The sequence below is a fragment of the Rhodococcus sp. B50 genome (genome assembly GCF_013602415.1).
Lineage (GTDB): Bacteria > Actinomycetota > Actinomycetes > Mycobacteriales > Mycobacteriaceae > Rhodococcus.
Genome location: NZ_WPAG02000002.1, coordinates 2,768,217 through 2,786,195 on the forward strand (window position 1 = coordinate 2,768,217; position 17,979 = coordinate 2,786,195).

The window sequence follows — 17,979 nt, forward strand, 5'->3', positions numbered from 1 at the left end:
ACACGTCAGCACACGTGCACGTCGACCGCCTGCCGGCCGAAGATTCCATAGCCCACCTCGAACCGGACTCGCTGGCCACCTGTCAGGAAGCGGTAACCACTCCCGTCGATCTGTGAATAATGCACCAGGATCTCGGTGCCGTCGTCGTCACGAATGAACCCGTGCCCCAGACCGGCATCGAACCACAGCACAACACCGTGTTCCATAATTGTCCCCTGCCACCGTTCGCGCATTCCCCGACGGAGCAGCGACGCGGAAGCGTATCCCCTGCGCTCCCGACAGCCCCTCTGCACCTGTCATTGAATCCTGAACGGCGCGCGGGGGGAAGCACCCACGCCGAATCGGTGACATTCGTACCATTTCCCCCGATTTATCGATGTACCAATGTAGTTCGTTCGAAGTACAGACACCCGGGGACCGAAAGGTGCATCCGGCGCCTCCGTCGTCGTCAGCGTACCTACACACCGCATGTCGGTCGGTGTAGACCCAACGGACACTTGATATTCGGACCGTGTCGGCAGTCCGAGCAAGGACGGATCAGGTGACCAGCCCTTCCTCCGCCGCATCGGACGCTCCGGTCCGTTCCGCGGCGGTGATCGCGCACGCGGCACCGACGAGCGTGAGATGACTGAAGGCCTGAGGGAAGTTGCCGACCTGCCGCCCCGCCCGCACGTCGTACTCCTCGGCGAGCAACCCGAGATCGTTGGCGAGCCCGAGCAACCGCTCGAACAACGCACGAGCGTCGTCGACGCGGCCGTTGAGGGCCAAGGCGCTCACCAACCAGAACGAGCAGGCGAGGAACTGTCCTTCGTCACCGGGAAGCCCGTCGTCGGTCTTCGCCGTGGAGTAACGGGACACGAAGCCGTCGCGACCGAGTTCGTACCGGATCGCGTCGAGGGTGGACGTGACCCGGTCGTCGGTCGGGGGAAGGAAGCCGACGAGCGGGATGAGCAACACGCTGGCATCGAGTTCCGCGGAGCCATAGTACTGCGTGAATGTGCCGCGGACCGGGTCGTATCCCCGCTCGCAGACCTCGCGATGGATCTCGTCACGGGTCTGCTTCCACCGTTCGACGGGAGCGTCGAGCCCGAACGTCTCCGCGAGCCGGACCGCCCGATCGAAGACGACCCAGGCCATCACCTTCGACTGTGTGAAATCCCGGCGGGGACCGCGGGTTTCCCAGATCCCGTCGTCGGGATCGCGCCAGATCTTCTCCACGTGCTCGATGACGGCCTGCCACCTGGGCCACATGTGCGGCTCGATCCTGCCGATCGCTTCGGCTCCCTTGTACGCAACACTGAGGACTTCTCCGTACACGTCGAGTTGGAACTGTTCCGCGGCCGCGTTCCCGACCCGGACGGGCGCCGAACCCTCGTAGCCGGGCAGATGTCCCACCTCGAACTCGGTCAGTCGACGTTCTCCTCTGATGCCGTACATGATCTGCACATCGGCCGGATCACCCGTTCCCGCCCGGAGCATGAAATCGCGGAAGGCCAGGGCCTCATCGGTGTACCCGCCTGCGAGCAGCGCTTCGAGTGCCAGTACCGAGTCGCGCAACCAGCAGTATCGGTAATCCCAATTGCGTACTCCACCGAGCGCCTCGGGCAGTGAAGTGGTCGGGGCCGCCACGATCGCACCGGTCGTCTCGTCGGTCATCCCTTTGAGGATTATCAGGGACCGCATCACCTCATCGCGATACGCCCCGCCGTAGGTGCATCGTCCCGTCCAGCCGCGCCACCACTCCACTGTTCGCGCGAGCGCGGATTCTGCGTCCTCGACGACAGGAGCCGGTTCGAAGGATGCGTGCCAGTCCAGACCGAATCGGTACCGACCGCTCTCTACAGCGACGAACTCGGATTCGATGGTTCCGGCGTGGATTGCCAAGGGCACCGTCGTACACAGATGGAAGGCGTCGGGACCGGCCGTCGCAACAGCGCCGTCGGCAACGGTCTCCACCCATGGCGTGACAGCAGCGTAGTCCGGTCGTAACGACAGGTGCATGTGCATCGACACCCGACCCCGCAGACCCTCGACGATTCGGATCAGCCGAGGCGGGCCCGCTCCGCGGCGAGGCATGAAGTCGATCAGCCGGACGGCACCGTCCGCCGTCTCGAAATCGGTCTCGAGCACCAGGGTGCCGTCGACGTAGCGACGGGTGACCTCGACGGGCTCCGCTGCGGGTGCGACGAGCCAGCGTCCGTGTTCCGGGCCGCCGAGCAGAGCCGCGAAGCACGAACCGGAGTCGAACGAGGGCAGGCACAGCCAATCGATCGAGCCGTTACGCCCGACCAGCGCGGAGGTCTGCAGATCACCGATGAAACCGTAGTCCTCGAGAAGCATGCCGTTACCTCCGCGAGAAGTAGAGTCGAGTCCTTCGATCGTCCTTGCTCCCGGACACGGGGTCAAGGTCACGGTTTCGACTCGGCGGTGCCACTCGAATACTTCCGCGGAGGATCATGACGAGCAGAAATACGGCGACATCCTTCGCGACGGAAAGCACGAGATGATCGAGAAGCCGGCATCGAGTCCGTCCGCCCCCATGCGGCGGATGTTGCTGCCCCTCGCCCTCGCCCAGTTCATCTGCAGCTTCGCAGGTTCGAACATGAACGTGATGATCAACGACATCAGCGTCGACCTGGACACCACGGTGCAGGGCGTCCAGACCGCGATCACCGTGTTCCTTCTGGTCATGGCGGCGTTCATGATTCCGGGTGGGAAGCTGACGGATCGATGGGGCCGCAAGCGATGTTTCGTCGCCGGCCTCGTCCTGTACGGCGCAGGTGCACTCCTCAGCGCGGCAGCACCGGGGCTGGGTATCCTGATCGTCGGCAACTCGATTCTCGAAGGAGTCGGCACTGCACTGCTGATCCCGCCTGTGTACATCCTCACGACAATGCTGTTCACCGACATGAAATCTCGGGCACGGGCCTTCGGCGTGATCACCGGGATGGGTGGGATAGGTGCCGCGGCAGGTCCGTTGATCGGCGGGTTGATCACCACCGCGGTCGACTGGCGGGCGGCCTTCGTCTTCCAGGCTCTGATCGTCGCCGCCATCGTTCTTCTGAGTAGAGGACTCGACGATCCCCTGCCCCCGAATCCGACCACACCGTTCGACGGAATCGGTGCCGCACTGTCCGCCGCAGGTCTCGTCTGCGTGGTCATGGGGATCCTTCAGGCGGACAACGCACTTTCGGTGTCGGCAACACTCATCGGCATCGGCATTGTGCTCATCGTGGGATTCTTCCTGCACGTACGGAGATTCGAACGGACAGGCCGAGTGCCGCTGTTGTCGACCCGGCTGTTCCGCAATCGCACGTCGAATCTCGCGCTCGTCACCCAGAACATCCAGTGGCTCCTGCTGATGGGCGTCGCGTTCGTCGTCTCGGCATTTCTGCAAGTGGTCCGCGGCTACAACGCGATCGAGACGGGTGTCATCTTCACCGCCGCCACCGCCGGTATTCTCGGTGCCTCACTGCTGGCGGAACGATTGGCCGACAGACATTCACAACGCACCCTCATCATGAGCGGGTTCGTCGTCACCCTCGTCGGCATCGTGGTTCTGCTCCTGCTGGTGCGTGCATGGACGAGCGCATGGGCGTTCGCCCCGGGCCTGTTGTTCATCGGTATCGGCCTGGGCGCGATGCTCACTCCCTCGGTGAACGTCGTGCAATCGGCCTTCCCGGAGGAACAGCAAGGCGAGATATCGGGCTTGTCGCGGTGCGTGTCCAATCTGGGTTCGTCCCTGGGCACCGCGGTGGCAGGTACCGTCCTCGTCGTCGGCCTCGCCACTCCGGATCGTTCGTACGCACTGGCGATGATCGTCCTGGCGGTCATCGGTCTCGTCGGACTCGTTGCGTCCGCATTCCTTCCGTCGACCACCTCACGCACCACGTCCGCAGCGAGCTGACCGCACTGCACCGACGGTGGCCGGCGGGCGTGCCCACCCGCCGCGGCGGCCGGACTCGTTCTCAGGACGCGAGGATCCTCGCCTTCTCCCGCTCGAACTCGGTCTCGGTGAGCACGCCCTGCGCCTTCAATTCGGCGAGGTCCTTCAGCGCCGCGATTCGATCGGTCCCGCCCGGAGGGGGACCCGCCGGGGCCGGTGCGGGCTCGGGTGCGTACTGTTCGGGCCGGCCGTACTGTGCTTGTTCCTGCGCGCTCCACCGCGCCCCTTGACGTCGGGAGACCCGGTTCGAGACGGCCGTCGCCGTCCCCGCTACGACTGCGGTACGAGCCACCCCGCGGAGTAGTCCTGGCATGACGATCTCCTCACGTATCTTGTTCGCTCGAATCACGTTTCGACATCGAGCTTCTCCAGCGAAGCCAGGATGCTCTGCACCGGGATACGCCCGGATGCGACGAGTTCGGCGCCGTTGCGACGCAGTGCCCGTGCCAGCGGAGCAGCCCAGGTGTTCTCGTAGACGAGCACGGCGGCCGAGCAGCCCGGCTCGAGCGCGGCCCCCGCTTCATCGAAATCGGTGTCGTCGAGCAGGCCCGAGGATGCCTCCGCGAACAACGTCACGTCGACCTCTCCTTCGAGTCCGACCTCGGAGATGTCGATCCCGGCGACCGAACCGTCGGTGTCCTTGCGGACGAACGCGAGATCGAGCACCCGGATGATGCCTCGCTCGACGAGGTCGAGCAGCAGCGGTAGAGCAGAGCCGTTCGGCGGTCGGTCGGCGGGGAATTCGATGACGAGATAGTCGACCGGGCCCATCTCGTCGATATCCGAATCGGTCACCTGGAGCCTCGTTTCGATGAAAGATCGTTCGCGGAAGCCGGGAGCCGACCTCCTCCGGTGTCGTCGAGAACAGATCCCCCCTCTTGTCGAGTATGACCACTCGAAGGCCACTTCTGAAGCGAACAGGGTCCGAATTTCCTACCGGAGTGATTCGCCGCGGCGCATACTGAGTCCGGCCCCGGAAGGGGGGCGATGCAGGGATGACCACGAACACCGGCGCGGGCGGTGAAGATTCCCGACCGGGTCGACTGGACGACGACGAACGCGCCGAACTCGATCGGTTGCGCGCGGAAGTCGCCACGCTTCGGGAACGAGCCGCTCCCGGGACGAAACCCGTTCCCGAACCGCGGCCCCCGAGACACGGATGGCGCTGGGCCGCGGTTGCGCTGCTCACCGTGCTGGTCGCGGTTCTGGCCGTCCTGTCGGTCACCGCACGGTTCGTGCGCAGCGAGATCCTCGACACCGACCGGTACGTGACCACGGTCGCCCCACTGGGCTCGAATCCTGCCATCCAGACACAGATCGCGAATTCCGTCACCGACGAGATCTTCACGCGGGTGGACATCGAAGGCCTGACGACCGACGCTCTGGTTGCTCTCACCGACGCCGTTCCGGCCACGGAGAACGCGCCCCGTGTCGACCGCGCGGTGGAGGGACTGGCACCGGTGATCACCGGGCAGGCGCGGAGTTTCGTCAATCAGACGGTACTGTCGCTCGTACAGAGCGACCGGTTCGAGGATCTGTGGATCCAGGCCAACCGCGCCGCCCACAACGGGCTGGTCGCGGTAGTGACCGGGAATGTCGGTCCGTCGTCCGTGACGGTCGACGATGCGGGCACGGTGAGCCTCTCGCTCGGCACGGTGATCGACAACGTGAAGGCTCGTCTTCTCGACCGTGGTTTCACGTTCGCCGAGAAGATCCCGAGTGTCGACAAGCAGTTGGTCCTGTTCCGATCACCGGAACTGGTCCGGGCACAGCGGGCCGTGAACACTCTCGACAACGTGTCCGATGTACTGCCTTGGATCACGCTCGCTGTTGCTGCCGCCGCAGTCGCGGTCGCGCCGGCGGGAAGGCGCCTACGCGCACTCGCATTCGTCGGCCTCGCGCTGGTGGCAGGAATGTTCATTCTGGCGGTCGCCCTCATCATCGCTCGATCGCTGTATCTCGACGGTGTTCCGCCCGACGTCCTGTCCTCGGATGCGGCTGCCGCCCTCATCGATGCCGTGCTGGTACCGCTGCGGACCAGTCTTCGGGCGGTCGCGGTCCTCGGGCTGGTGATCGCACTCGGTGCCTACCTCACCGGTGGTTCGGCCTCTGCCGAAACCGTCCGGCGCGGATTCGGCCGCGGCCTCGATTCCGTCCAGCGGCTGCGTCGGCCACGCCCGCCGAATCCCTTCGAACAAGCGGCCTTCCGCGCCCGCATCATCATCCGGTCGGTCATCATCGGAGTGGCCGCACTGCTCGTGATGTTCTGGCGTTATCCCACCGGGCTCGTGGTCGCGCTCATCGTGCTGGGTGCGGTACTCGCGCTGCTGGCTCTGGAACTGGTGATCAGGCCCGCTCGCGCTGTCGAGGATCAACCGGCGGTCGAGGATCAGCCGACGACCTGATCGTCGCTTCGGCCGGCTCTGCCGATGAAGGCGTTCACCGCGTCCTCGACGGTCGGATGGAAGCGCCTCGCGTCGAATCTGTCTCCTACCCCGAATCTGATGAGCCGGTCCTTGATCGGTCCCTTCATCTCGGCGAACACGAGCCGGATTCCGTTGCCTTCCAGATAGGTGTCGAGGTCGACGAGTTCGTCGACGGCGGTGGTGTCGAGTCCTGTGATCGGTTCGGCCGCGATGATCACCCATTCGACCGGTACCTCGGTCGCGGCGACCACCGAGCGCACGTACTGATCGAAGATCTCACCGTTGGCGAAGAACAGCGGGGCGTCGAACCGGACGAGCACCAACCCAGGGATACGGGTCCCGTCGGGATGACGCTCGACGTCGTGAAATCCCGGACGGTCGGCGGTCCGCACGAGTTCGGTGCGGTACGGCTGCCACGCGCGCGCGACCACCGCAACGAAGGACAGACCGATCGCAACGAGGATGCCCTGCAGCACGCCCACCAGTGCGACCCCGAGGAAGGCCGCGGCTGCCAGCCCGAACTCGACGGTGCTCATCCTCCACATCCGGACCATGCCCCGGACATCGATCAGGGCCGTGGCGGCGACGATCACCACGGCACCGAGAGTCGCATCGGGCAGGTAGGTGGTCAGTCCCGGAGCAACGAGTACGAAGACGAGAACGGCGACCGCGCCCACGACACACGCGAATTGGGTTCGCGCACCGCTCTGCTCGGCGACCGGCGTCCGTGATCCGCTTGCCGAGATCGGGAACCCTCCGAAGAGCCCCCCGGCGATGTTTGCGACGCCCACCGCCTTCATCTCCGTGCTCCCGTTCACGTTCTCGCCTCGGCGCGCGGCGAACGTGCGGGAGAGCACGCCGGTGTCGGCGAAGGCGATCAACGCGATGCCTGCCGCCGGTCCGATGAGCCGCGCCACGTCTCCCCACCCGACCCCGCCGAACGACGGGAGCGGGAGTCCCTCGGGCAGCGCGCCGACCATCCCGATGTCGTCGGTGAGATCCAGCGCGGCAGACGCGATGATCGCCCCGACGACCGCGACCAGGACTCCCGGTATCCGCGGCAACCACAATCGGAAACCCACGATGACCGCGAGGGAGGCCAGCCCGATACCGGCTGCGACCGGGTCGATCCCCCCGCCCACCACGGCTTCTCCGATCTCCCGGATCTCCCCCAGGAGGCCGGGCGCGTCGACCGAGAACCCGAGCAGTTTCGGCAGTTGCCCGACGATCACGACGAGTGCGATCGCATTCAGGTAACCCAGCCGGATCGGTTTGGACAGCAGTTCGGTGACGAAGCCGAGACGGAGGAACCCTCCGACGAGCAGGATCACACCGACGAGCACACCCAGTATCCCGGCGAAGACCAGGGCGCTCTCCGGATCGTCTGCGACGGCGAGCGGGAGGACAGCCGCGGCGATGAGCGGCGCGAGCGACGAGTCCGGGCCCAGGACGAGGATCTTCGACGGGCCGACCACCGCATAGGCCAGGAGCGGAACGATGGTCGCATAGAGGCCGGCATAGGCAGGTAGACCTGCCGCTTCCGCGTATCCCATCCCGGCAGGGATGAGCAGTGCGGTGAGGACGAGACCCGCAGTGATGTCCGGACGCAACCACTCCCGGCGGTAGGCACGAGCCGTTGCGATTCCGGGAAGTGTTCCCAGTCCTTTCACCTGCGGCATCATCCGGCCTCAGTGGGCACGCGCAGGAGCAACGGCTACCGGTGCGGGAATCGACAGGTCCGTCCTCTGTCGGTGCCGTCGAATAACCTTCTCGGCTTCCACGACGATCGGGATGATCGCCGACCAGCCGATACAGACGAGCCACTGAGGGCCTGTCAGCGAAGTGGTCATGAGGAGATCCTGAAGAAATTCCAGCTCGACGGCAAGTACGGTGACGGCGACCGGAATGGACAGGATCCTGAGGGCACCGACGATCGGCGCGGCGAATCCGGATTCCGGATCGCGTCGCATGGACAAGCCTGCGAGAACGGAGCCGAACGACAACACGACGAAGGCGGTCGTCATCGGCACCGTCGGTTCGGTTGTGCTCATCTCGCCGGGAGCGAGGAGCATGGCTGCGAGTGCGACGGCGAACTGAAGGGTGCCGTAGACCGACCACTGCACGAAAGCCGCTCTGTTGGCGATAGGTGTCTTCGGGTCGCGAGGCGGCTTGTTCATGAGATCCGGCGAGGGTGGGTCGAGCATGATGACAGCGACCGGGAACAGCGTGATGAAGAAGTGCTGGAACAACACCATCAACGGGGTCAGGGCAACGCCGTCGTTGATGTCGAAGATGCTCGCGACGAGGAAGAGCAGGACGAGCGACAACAGCTTCGACATCTGGTACCGGATATAGGAGACGATCTTCTCGTAGATGTTGCGCCCCAACCGGATCGCAGTGACCAGCGTTCCGAAGTTGTCGTCGGTCAGTACGATTCTCCCGGCCTGCTTCGTCACTTCGCTGCCCGACCCCATCGCAACTCCGATGTCGGCCTTCTTCAGCGCAGCGGCGTCGTTGACAGCGTCTCCGGTCATCGCCACGACCGCCCCACCCTTCTGCATGAGATCGACGAGGCGGAGCTTGTCCTGGGGGGTGACCCGACCGAACACGTGCAGGTTCGGAAGTTCGTCCGCCAGAGCCTCGTCGGACATCGCTCGAAGGTCGGGTCCGCTGACGACCCCTGGGCCGAGACCGAGTTCGGCTCCGATCGCGGACGCTGTGATCGCATGATCACCGGTGATCATGCGGACATCGATACCTGCCGCGTGCGCAGTTCGTACCGCCTCGATCGCCTCGGGCCGTAGTGGATCGATGATGCCGACCATCCCGACGAAGGTGAGATCCTTCACGAAGGACATCGGATCGGTCCGTACCGCTTCCTCCTGCCCGTCCACGATGCGGGCCGCGAACGCCAGCACGCGCAACCCCTTCTCGGACAGAGTCCGGTTCGCGGCGACGAGTTCGTCACGAGCATGGTCGAGTGGAACGGCTTGTCGCCCAGGTCGATAAGCAGTGTCGCACAGTGCCAGAATCACGTCCGGGGCACCTTTGACGAGTTCAACGAATCGCGTGGCGCCGTCGACCGGAAGGTGATGGAAGCTCGCCATGAACTTGTACGCGGAGTCGAACGGCACTTCGGCGACGCGGGGGTACGACCGGCGGGTGAGCGGCGCATCGATGCCGAGCTTGGCAGCGAGCACGACCAGCGCCGCCTCGGTGGGATCTCCGACCACCACTCCGCTGTCGGACACCGTGGCATCGCTGTCGAGGCACAATCCGTAGGCGAGGAGCGTGAAGTCGGGCAGTTCGTCGCCGGCGACACGGGTGATGCGCCCGGCCTTGCTGTATCCCTCACCCTCGACGGTGTACCACCGGGTGTGGAAGTACAACGAGCGCACCGTCATCTGGTTCATCGTGAGCGTACCGGTCTTGTCCGAGTTGACCGCGTTCGTCGCACCGAGCGTCTCGACATCGGAGAGATTCTTGACGACGGCCTTCGCCTCGGCGAGCTGTCGGGCACCGAAAGCGAGCATCGCCTGGACGAACGTCGGCAGACCGGTCGGGATCGCCGAGACTCCCATGGCGATGCCCAGCAACAGCACCGTGGTCAGATCCTGTCCGCGGATCACACCGATGATCACGATGACGGCAACCGCGGTCCAGGCGATGACCCCGAGCAACCTGGTCAGCGAATCGAGTTCGCGTTGCAACGGCGACTTGCTCGGAGCCACCGCAGACAGCATCGATGCGATCCGGCCCATCTCCGTGTTCATGCCCGTCTCCGTCACCACCATCGTGGCGGTACCACGAGTGACGGACGTGTTCTGGAACAGCATGTCGGAGCGATCACCCAGGGGGACGTCACCGGCAGGAAGGGTCCTGGGATCCTTCGGGACGGGGGCGCTTTCTCCCGTGAGTGCTGCTTCCTGGGTTTCGAGCGTCGCGGACGTGATCAAGCGTCCGTCCGCGGGCACCAGGTCTCCGGCTTCGAGTTGCACGATGTCGCCCGGCACCAGGTCGGTCGCCTCGATCGCGCTCAACGCTCCGTCGCGGATCGTTCGTGCCTGTGGAGTCTGCATTCTCGCGAGGGCATCCACACTCGCACGGGCCTTCAGTTCCTGCCGCGTGCCCAGAACCACGTTGAGGGCGACCAGGACGACGACCACGAGCGCGGTGGAGATCTCTCCGATCACAATGCTGACGACCGTCACGGCGATCAACATCAAGTTCATCGGATCCCGCACTTGCCGCAGCGCGATCGCCCACATCGACGGCGCGGGTTCGGAGACGATCGTATTGGGGCCGAATCGCCGGCGGCGTTCGTCCGCCACGACCGTCGTGAGACCGGATCGCTCATCGGAGGACAAGGCGGTGATCACGTCGGCACTGTCCGTTGCATACCAGGATGTGTCCCGATCGGGGACGAGGGTGTTCGCTCGGTCCGGCCCGGATTCGGTAGTGGCCATCGCCGTTCGTCCTTCCCTACCGGAAGATCCTCAATAGAGCGTCGGTATCCAGTGAAGAGGTTGGGTCGGCGCCGTGTAGCCGGCGGCGTCCTGCCGCGGCGGCAGGACCAGTTCGGGACGCTCGAGCGGCTCGTAGGGGATCAGGTCGAGCAGGTGGCCGATGACGTTGAGCCGACCGCGCTTCTTGTCGTTGTTGTCGACGACATACCAAGGAGCCCAACCCGTGTCGGTGAAGTGGAACATTTCGTCCCGCGCTCGGGAGTAGTCGTACCAGCGTCTGTAGGACTCCAGGTCCAGACTCGACAGCTTCCAGGTCTTGCGGGGGTCGTCGATACGGCTCTGCAACCGCTGCGTCTGTTGTTCCTGGCTCACTTCCAGCCAGTACTTCAGGAGGATGATTCCGGAGTCCACGATCGCACGTTCGACCGCCGGGATCATCTGGAGGAAGTGCTGCGCTTCCTCCTCGGTGCAGAATTTCATCACTCGTTCGACGCCGGCACGGTTGTACCAACTGCGATCGAAGATGACGACCTCACCTCCGGCCGGCAGGTGGGGCACGTAGCGCTGGATGTACATCTGGGACCGCTCGCGCTCCGTGGGGGCGGGCAGTGCGACGACGCGGAACACCCGGGGGCTCACTCGTTCTGTGATCGCTTTGATGACGCCGCCTTTACCCGCGGTGTCACGGCCCTCGAACAGGATGCAGACGCGGGCACCGGACGATCTCACCCATTCCTGCACGGCGACGAGTTCGGCATGCAACGGACGGAGCAGGCGGCGGTACTCCTTGTTCTTCATGGGTTCATCGGTCGGCGATGCGCCCTGCTGCGGTGCACTGGGGGCGTGAAGTGCGCCGGAATCGGAACGCACGGTGAGCGAGTTCTCCGGCGAGCGCTTCCGATGCTTCTTGTGTCCGGTCTTGTGTCCCACGGTTCTCCCTCGGACGTGCCCCCATTGTCCGCCTTCGGTCCTGCCTTCGTGGGAGAACGATCGCTTCGGCTCAATGGACACGAACCGATCGCCTTCTTTCACACGCGTTGTCGAATCGTGCCCGGAGTCGTTGCATCCGATACCGTTTCGAGTCTTGACGGCCTTCGGGGCCGCGGTCACGATTGGCCGATGAGCGGTGACGACGAGTTCCGTCAGATCCAACAGGTGATCGAACGTCTGGTCATTCGCTATCCGCTTGTTCCCCCGGACGACATCGAACGCGCGGTTCACAGTGTCTACCTCCGATTCGCCACGAGCAGAATTCGAGACTTCGTTCCGCTCCTCGTCGAGAGGGCGGTGAAGCGCGAACTCACCGGACACCCGACGCTCGATTGAACCCTCCGCTTGAGGTTTCGGATCTCGGCAGGTAGGACGTGGGCAAGCACGAGCACCCCGCCCGTCACTGGGCGGCGGTCGGGGTCGTCGAGAGGTCCCGCCACCCGACGAGCACCTCGTGCACGTTCTCGGCGCCCTTCAACGGCTCGGGCGGTGGAGGTAGCGTAGCGGGATAGAGGAGGAACGGGGTGCTCTGTGGGCCGCCCATACCGCCGTGCGAGCCGACCTGCTCCTCGAACGCCGCAACCTCGTCGGTCTCGGGCCAGTAGGCACCGCCGACCATGATGTCGGCGACGTTGTCGAAGGTGTCGGTGCGCCGGATCTTCGCCAGCGCATCGGGACCCATCACCTCGAGCGGGTTGCGGCCGGTGACCTCTCCGGTCGCCACGTCCACCCGGCCGTGGGGTCCGAGCACGACGGATCCGCCAGGGGCGGCGACGAGAAGGAAGCCGATTCCGGGATGCGCCCGGAGGTCGGCGAGCAGTCCCGGGTGCGCGGCCTCGATGGCGTCGATGTCGGCGCGGCCGGGCAGATGCGGGAAGTAGATCAGACCGAGGTTGCCCGAGCCGAGCACGATAGGTTCACCGGCGACGGTGTGCGCCTGCTCGCCGACCGGCGCGGCGTGCATGCTGGCTGCGGCATACGCGCGTCCCTCTCCTCCCGGCTGGGCGGAGGTGTCCGCCCGGCGCTCGCGCCGGTGACGATCGGCCGACTCGTTCCGCGTGGTCAACCGGATCACGAGTTGCCCCAGGCTCTCTCCGTAGCGCTGAAGAAACGTCGCGCCCTGGCTCTGCCCGTGATCCGAGAGCACGACGACGCGATAGGACCGGTCGGACTGTTCCGCCACCGCGAGCAGCATCGCGATGATGTCGTCGACTTTCGCGAGCACGGAGAGAGTTTCGGGCCGAGAGATCCCCGAGTGGTGCGAGACCTCGTCGTATCCGATCAGATCGAGGTAGACGACGGCACGCCCCTCGATCAGATCACCGACCACTGCGGCAGCGGTGACATCGGTGGCGAGTACGGTCGCGAAAGCGCGGACGAACGGGTACATTCCGCCGCGCGGTACCCGTGGCCGGATGTCCTTCCGCTTCTGCCGCAGCGACTGACGAAGTTCCCGTTGCAGTTCCGCGGACATCCGGATGAAGGTGCGCAGTGCGCTCGCAGGATCGGCGAAATAGGCGCTGTAGCCGGCGCCCCCACCGAGCCGGGCGCCACGCATACGACTGACGACCAGTACGTTGTCCTGCGCACCACCGGTGAACAAGTTGCCCCGGCTCGCACCGTCGTGGGCGAGCAGCCCGGGCCGGTCTGCTCGTTCGAGTTCGCGCTGCTCGTTGTCGGCCGGGTTGCTGAACACGGAGATATGCCCGGTGGTCTTGTCGTACCAGCGGAATGCGGGCACGTTGTGGTTGGAGCCGTGCAGCACGCCCAGTTGGGTCGCTCCGGTCTGGCTGCTCCAATCGGTGTACCACGGCACCAGCCGGTGGGTCTCACGCACCAACTTCGCCAGTCCGGGCGTGACACCGTCGGCGATCGCCCGCCGCAGTACGTCGTACCCGAGTCCGTCGATCTGGATGCACAACAACCCCGGAGGCGCACCCACGAGCGCCGCGTTGCGCCGCAATCGGAATCGGTTCCGCCGCACCTGCATCAATCGGTAGGCGGTATCGGAGCGGGAGGCGATCGCGCCCGAGACGACGGAGGTGACCAGCGAGACCGAGGCGGCGAGCACGATCGCATCACCCGGGCGGTCCACCGTGGCGACCGGTACCAGGTACAGCGTCAGCAGCATGATCGCACCGCCGGCCAGGAACACTCCGACGAACAGCAGTACCGGACCGATCCACGACATCAACCGCATCATCACCGGCCACAGCGCGGCGTTCAGCAGGCCGAACACCAGCGCGAGTATCAGCGCGGCCGGGAGCGTCGGTATCGGAGCGAAGCCGGACCGGTCGAGGGTGATGCCGCCGAGGACGCGGTCGAGCACGACGAGCACGAGCGCCGACGATCCCCACAACACGAGGAACTCGACGAGTATCCGCAACAAGCCGCCCACCGTACGCATCGCGGGCCCCTTCCCACGTCTGGAATCGTAAGGTTCATGAGCACGCCACCGCGTCCGAATGCCGCTGTATCCGGTCTGCGCTGGCTCGGGCATGCCACCACGCTGATCGAGGACCGCGGGACGGTCGTGCTGACCGATCCGGTGCTCACCGACCGCATCGCGCACCTGCACCGCCGGCGGGGCCCCACCCCTGCCGGACCGCACGTGCACGACCCGGATGCAGTCCTGCTCTCGCATCTGCACGCGGATCACACCCACCTGCGGTCGTTGCGGTTGCTCGATCCCGACGTTCCGATCGTGGTCCCCTGGGGAGCAGCCGACGGATTGCCGGCACTGCGTCGATTCGCCGACCGGCTGGTGCCGTTGCGTCCCGGCGAGGGGACACGGATCGGCACGGTCACCGTGCGTGCCGTGCCCGCCCGGCACGATGGTCGCCGTTGGCGCCGTGGCCCGGAACTCGCGCCGGCGGTCGGATACGTCGTCGAGGGAGACCGGCGCACCTATTTCGCCGGCGATACGGATCTGTATCCGGGTCTCGCGGAGCACGTCGGGCCGGTGGATCTGGCGTTGCTACCCGTGGGAGGTTGGGGACCCACCCTCGGCGACGGTCATCTCGATCCCGGCCGGGCCGCTGTCGTCGCCCGTCTGGTGCAGGCGGGCCTGGCCGTACCGATCCACTACGGCACGCTGTGGCCGATCGGATTCGACGCCGTCCGCCCCCGGTTGTTCTTCGGGCCCGGCGCCGAGTTCGTCCGTCGGGCCGAGCGCACAGGGATCGTTGCCGTGGAGCTGGACCCGGGCGACGCACTCGGCGCATCGGGTACCGGTCCGGCCGACCGGTGAGATCGTGATCGGCGCTGGGTAATCCGTGGCGATCAGCTCGATCGCACGGGCGACATCGGCTCGAACGGCCGGAACTGCTCTTCGCTGCCCCGAATGATGCCCGCGCTCGACTCCGGCACCTCCAGCCAGGCCCCTTCGAGATCCCGGAGGGGTTCGGACACCACGAAACGGGTGTCGTCCCCCAGCCTGTACAACACCTCCACTTCGGGATGCTGCGCCCGTACAGCCGTGATGTCGGCCGAGTAGAACAGCGAACGTGTCTGTCGCTCCGTCGAATACCGGAAAATCCAGACCGAGATACCGTCTGTGGTGGCAAGCGTTCCCTGCATCGGATTCTCGACACCGCGACGGGCGCCGACGTCCTCCACGAAACCGACGGCCTTCGCCACAGCGGTGAACGGATCATCGGTGAGACCGAAGGTCAGCGCGAGGAAGAACAACATCTCGGAGTCGGTCGAGCCTTCGATCCCGTCGTAGAGACTCGGATCCACTGCCATCGCCAGATCCCGCTTCATCACGTGGAAACCGCGCACCGCGCCGTTGTGCATCCACATCCAGTTCTCGTGCCGGAAGGGATGACAATTACTGCGCTGCACAGCGGTGCCCGTCGAGGCACGGATGTGCGCGAACATCAGCGGCGTCCGGATCTGGGAGGCGATCTCCCGCAGGTTCCTCTCGTTCCAGGCAGGTTCGATGCACTTGAACAAGGCCGGCCTCGGGCCTTCTCCGTACCAGCCGATCCCGAACCCGTCGCCGTTCGTGGTGGTCGCCCCCATCCTGGAATGCAGGCTCTGGTCGATCAGGGAGTGGACCGGCCGGAAGAGCACGTCGTCCATCAGGACCGGGTCACCGGTATACGCCATCCATCTGCACACACATACATTGAAGTTGTCCGACACCTCGGAGCGTGACGTAGTGAGACTTCATTTCGGCCACAATATCTTCCGCAGCCCTGCGTAATCGAGGTGCGGAGGCGGCAACCTCACTCCCGGACGGTCACGGGGAACACGAACACGTAGCGCTCCGGTGGAGATCGTGCATCGTACGGGTGTCGACAACATCACCGCCTCGCCGTCGACGCCGACCGGAATCTCCGACACGTCCGAATCGACGACCACCTCTGTCGCGGTGCGCTGCACCAGGCCTCGGCTGTGAGTGCGGCGGAACAGGCCGACGGCCTGGCGGGCGTTCGAGACCGAGATCGCGACGACACCGAGCCGCCCACTGTCCAAACGGGTTCTTCGTCCGAGTCCCGCCAGGTCGTCGAAGGTGTACGGGCCGTTGCTGACCAGGACCGCCTGTGGCCCGTCGACGGTCTCGGTATCGATTCTCGCCCGCAATCCCGGCCTACCCTGTTCACCGAGCAGTTCCGGCAGCATCTGCAACACCGTCGCCGTCTTGTCGGCGCGGTACTGCGGGCTCCGGACCACCTCCGCGTAGACACCGAAGGACGCATTGTTGACGAACGGGCGACCGTTGATCCGGCCGAGATCGACTCGCAGTTCGACGCCGTCGCGGAGAGCATCCAGGCCCGCAGCGGGATCGTCCCGGTCCAACCCGAGATCGAGGGCGAAATGGTTCCGGGTTCCGGCGCTGATCACGACGAACGGAAGTCGATGTTCCGCTGCGACCGCCGCGACCAGGGCCTGAGTTCCGTCGCCACCCGCAACGCCGAGCAGGTCCGCCCCTCGCTCGACGGCCTTCTCCGCCAGTTCGGTGACGTCGAGCTGCTGCGGTCCGCTCAACAACACCACTTCTGCCCCGAGTTCCTCGGCCTTGCGCTGCAGGTCGAAACGGACGACCTTGCCGCCGCCCGAGCGGGGATTCATGACGAAGAAAGGATGCCGGACGGGCACGGCCGGAAAGACGGGCTGCGGGGTCGGCCGAGCATGTCGTAGAGCGCGGCGTCCACACGCGACCGCCACGGCGACGAGCAGCACCGATACGACTGCGACCCACAGGTGGCCCGCCGCTGCGAAGACGACCACCACGACGACCGGCGCGAGAACGGTCACGGCCAGCGCAGCCCCGCGGATCACACCGTGGTGCGTGAGGAACCAGTAGGCCCCGGCAACGGCCAGGGCGGCACCGGCCACCGCGACCAGCAGCAGCGCGACGACGCCGCGCAGACCCGCCTCCGCTAGAGGCACCACGATCGCCGCGATCACGGCGACACAGGCCGCCCATGCCCACCAGCGCGATTCGGTGGCGTTCTCGCCGGTACTCGGGTCGTGATCTTCGGGCATGGAGATCGACCTCGCAATCGCATCGAGTACCGAGCGCCTCGTCGTCGCTGTCGCTCCGGCACGAACCGCTTGATACGAGGCTAAAGGGTGCACGCCTCGCCGGAGGTGGTGTCCGAGAAGCCGGTCGGTTCAGTTCTCGCCGTAGCGGTGCGCGAAAGTGTCGAGCGACGACTGCAGGTCGCCGTGCAGGGCGCGAGCCACCCCCGACCCGATCGGGCCGAACAGCGGCGCCCCGCCGAGTTCGATCTTCATGGTCAGCGTCGAACCGTCCCGGCGGGCTGCGACGGCGAGTCGCATGGAGAACTTGGTGCCGCCCTTGCCCGTTCCCTTCAACACCACGTGGTGCGGTGCGGCCAGTTCGACGATGGTCCACGTGACCCGGTTGCGCATGCCCTTGACCGACACCACCGACTGCAGCGTGGTGCCCTCGGCAAGAGCGTCGGGCAGGTCGCTGCGCCAGCCGTCGTGGATGCTCAGCCACTCATCGAACGAACTCAGACGGGAAGCGCGCTCCCAGGCAGCGTGTGGATCGAGCGGAAGGTCGGTGGACACTTCGAGTTTCGCCATGGTCCGCAACAGTAGACGCTCGGTTCCGGGGACGGAGACCCGAGACACGACGGTGGCCCGCCCCCGATCGGGAGCGGGCCACCGCGGC

The 17,979-nt window shown here is 65.7% G+C and carries 15 protein-coding genes; 4 read left to right on the forward strand and 11 right to left on the reverse strand.

From position 1 onward, the window contains the following. Positions 1 to 5 precede the first annotated feature (5 nt). Positions 6 to 206, reverse strand: coding sequence for a cold-shock protein (locus GON09_RS13065; RefSeq protein WP_213934432.1), 201 nt, complete (start codon positions 204 to 206; stop codon positions 6 to 8). A 331-nt stretch (positions 207 to 537) separates the two neighbouring features. Further along, positions 538 to 2,340: a glycoside hydrolase family 15 protein gene (locus GON09_RS13070; RefSeq protein ID WP_213932150.1), complete on the reverse strand. Its 1,803-nt coding sequence runs from the start codon at positions 2,338 to 2,340 to the stop codon at positions 538 to 540. A gap of 163 nt (positions 2,341 to 2,503) precedes the next feature. Between GON09_RS13070 and GON09_RS13075 the strand changes: the two genes are divergently transcribed. Next, positions 2,504 to 3,907 (forward strand): MFS transporter, encoded by a 1,404-nt coding sequence (locus tag GON09_RS13075; RefSeq protein ID WP_213932151.1) that lies wholly within the window; start codon positions 2,504 to 2,506, stop codon positions 3,905 to 3,907. Between the two features lie 61 nt (positions 3,908 to 3,968). On the opposite strand, the gene GON09_RS13080 is transcribed toward GON09_RS13075, so the two are convergent. Next, positions 3,969 to 4,259, reverse strand: a complete 291-nt coding sequence (locus GON09_RS13080; RefSeq protein WP_213932152.1) for an SHOCT domain-containing protein — start codon at positions 4,257 to 4,259, stop codon at positions 3,969 to 3,971. 32 nt (positions 4,260 to 4,291) lie between these two features. After that, complete coding sequence (locus tag GON09_RS13085) at positions 4,292 to 4,741, reverse strand: DUF6325 family protein (RefSeq protein WP_213932153.1); 450 nt, start codon at positions 4,739 to 4,741, stop codon at positions 4,292 to 4,294. Between the two features lie 200 nt (positions 4,742 to 4,941). On the opposite strand from GON09_RS13085, the gene GON09_RS13090 reads away from it, so the two are divergent. Then, a complete protein-coding gene (locus GON09_RS13090; protein WP_213932154.1) occupies positions 4,942 to 6,351 on the forward strand; it encodes a hypothetical protein in 1,410 nt (469 codons plus the stop codon). On the opposite strand, the gene GON09_RS13095 is transcribed toward GON09_RS13090, so the two are convergent. The 3 genes from GON09_RS13095 to ppk2 are packed head-to-tail and all read right to left on the reverse strand — an operon-like array spanning position 6,336 to position 11,708. Further along, the gene (locus GON09_RS13095; RefSeq protein ID WP_213934433.1) at positions 6,336 to 8,051 is read right to left on the reverse strand and encodes a SulP family inorganic anion transporter; all 1,716 of its coding nucleotides are present in this window, start codon (positions 8,049 to 8,051) and stop codon (positions 6,336 to 6,338) included. The genes GON09_RS13090 and GON09_RS13095 overlap by 16 nt on opposite strands. A 9-nt stretch (positions 8,052 to 8,060) precedes the next feature. Beyond that, positions 8,061 to 10,838: a cation-translocating P-type ATPase gene (locus tag GON09_RS13100; protein ID WP_213932155.1), complete on the reverse strand. Its 2,778-nt coding sequence runs from the start codon at positions 10,836 to 10,838 to the stop codon at positions 8,061 to 8,063. A 30-nt stretch (positions 10,839 to 10,868) separates the two neighbouring features. Then, positions 10,869 to 11,708 (reverse strand): polyphosphate kinase 2, encoded by an 840-nt coding sequence (gene ppk2, locus GON09_RS13105; RefSeq protein WP_213934434.1) that lies wholly within the window; start codon positions 11,706 to 11,708, stop codon positions 10,869 to 10,871. A gap of 249 nt (positions 11,709 to 11,957) precedes the next feature. Between ppk2 and GON09_RS13110 the strand changes: the two genes are divergently transcribed. Then, positions 11,958 to 12,164, forward strand: a complete 207-nt coding sequence (locus GON09_RS13110; RefSeq protein WP_213932156.1) for a three-helix bundle dimerization domain-containing protein — start codon at positions 11,958 to 11,960, stop codon at positions 12,162 to 12,164. Between the two features lie 64 nt (positions 12,165 to 12,228). On the opposite strand, the gene GON09_RS13115 is transcribed toward GON09_RS13110, so the two are convergent. Further along, on the reverse strand, positions 12,229 to 14,235 hold the full coding sequence (locus tag GON09_RS13115; protein ID WP_213932157.1) for a phage holin family protein: 2,007 nt from the start codon (positions 14,233 to 14,235) through the stop codon (positions 12,229 to 12,231). 36 nt (positions 14,236 to 14,271) lie between these two features. On the opposite strand from GON09_RS13115, the gene GON09_RS13120 reads away from it, so the two are divergent. Continuing rightward, a complete protein-coding gene (locus GON09_RS13120; protein WP_213932158.1) occupies positions 14,272 to 15,078 on the forward strand; it encodes an MBL fold metallo-hydrolase in 807 nt (268 codons plus the stop codon). A gap of 32 nt (positions 15,079 to 15,110) precedes the next feature. Here GON09_RS13120 and GON09_RS13125 read toward each other — a convergent pair whose 3' ends face one another. The 3 genes from GON09_RS13125 to GON09_RS13135 form a co-directional block, all read right to left on the reverse strand. Beyond that, positions 15,111 to 15,941: a class II glutamine amidotransferase gene (locus GON09_RS13125; protein WP_213932159.1), complete on the reverse strand. Its 831-nt coding sequence runs from the start codon at positions 15,939 to 15,941 to the stop codon at positions 15,111 to 15,113. A 60-nt stretch (positions 15,942 to 16,001) separates the two neighbouring features. After that, positions 16,002 to 17,324 (reverse strand): diacylglycerol/lipid kinase family protein, encoded by a 1,323-nt coding sequence (locus tag GON09_RS13130; RefSeq protein WP_213932160.1) that lies wholly within the window; start codon positions 17,322 to 17,324, stop codon positions 16,002 to 16,004. A 129-nt stretch (positions 17,325 to 17,453) separates the two neighbouring features. Further along, a complete protein-coding gene (locus GON09_RS13135; RefSeq protein ID WP_213932161.1) occupies positions 17,454 to 17,891 on the reverse strand; it encodes a type II toxin-antitoxin system Rv0910 family toxin in 438 nt (145 codons plus the stop codon). Positions 17,892 to 17,979 lie beyond the last annotated feature (88 nt).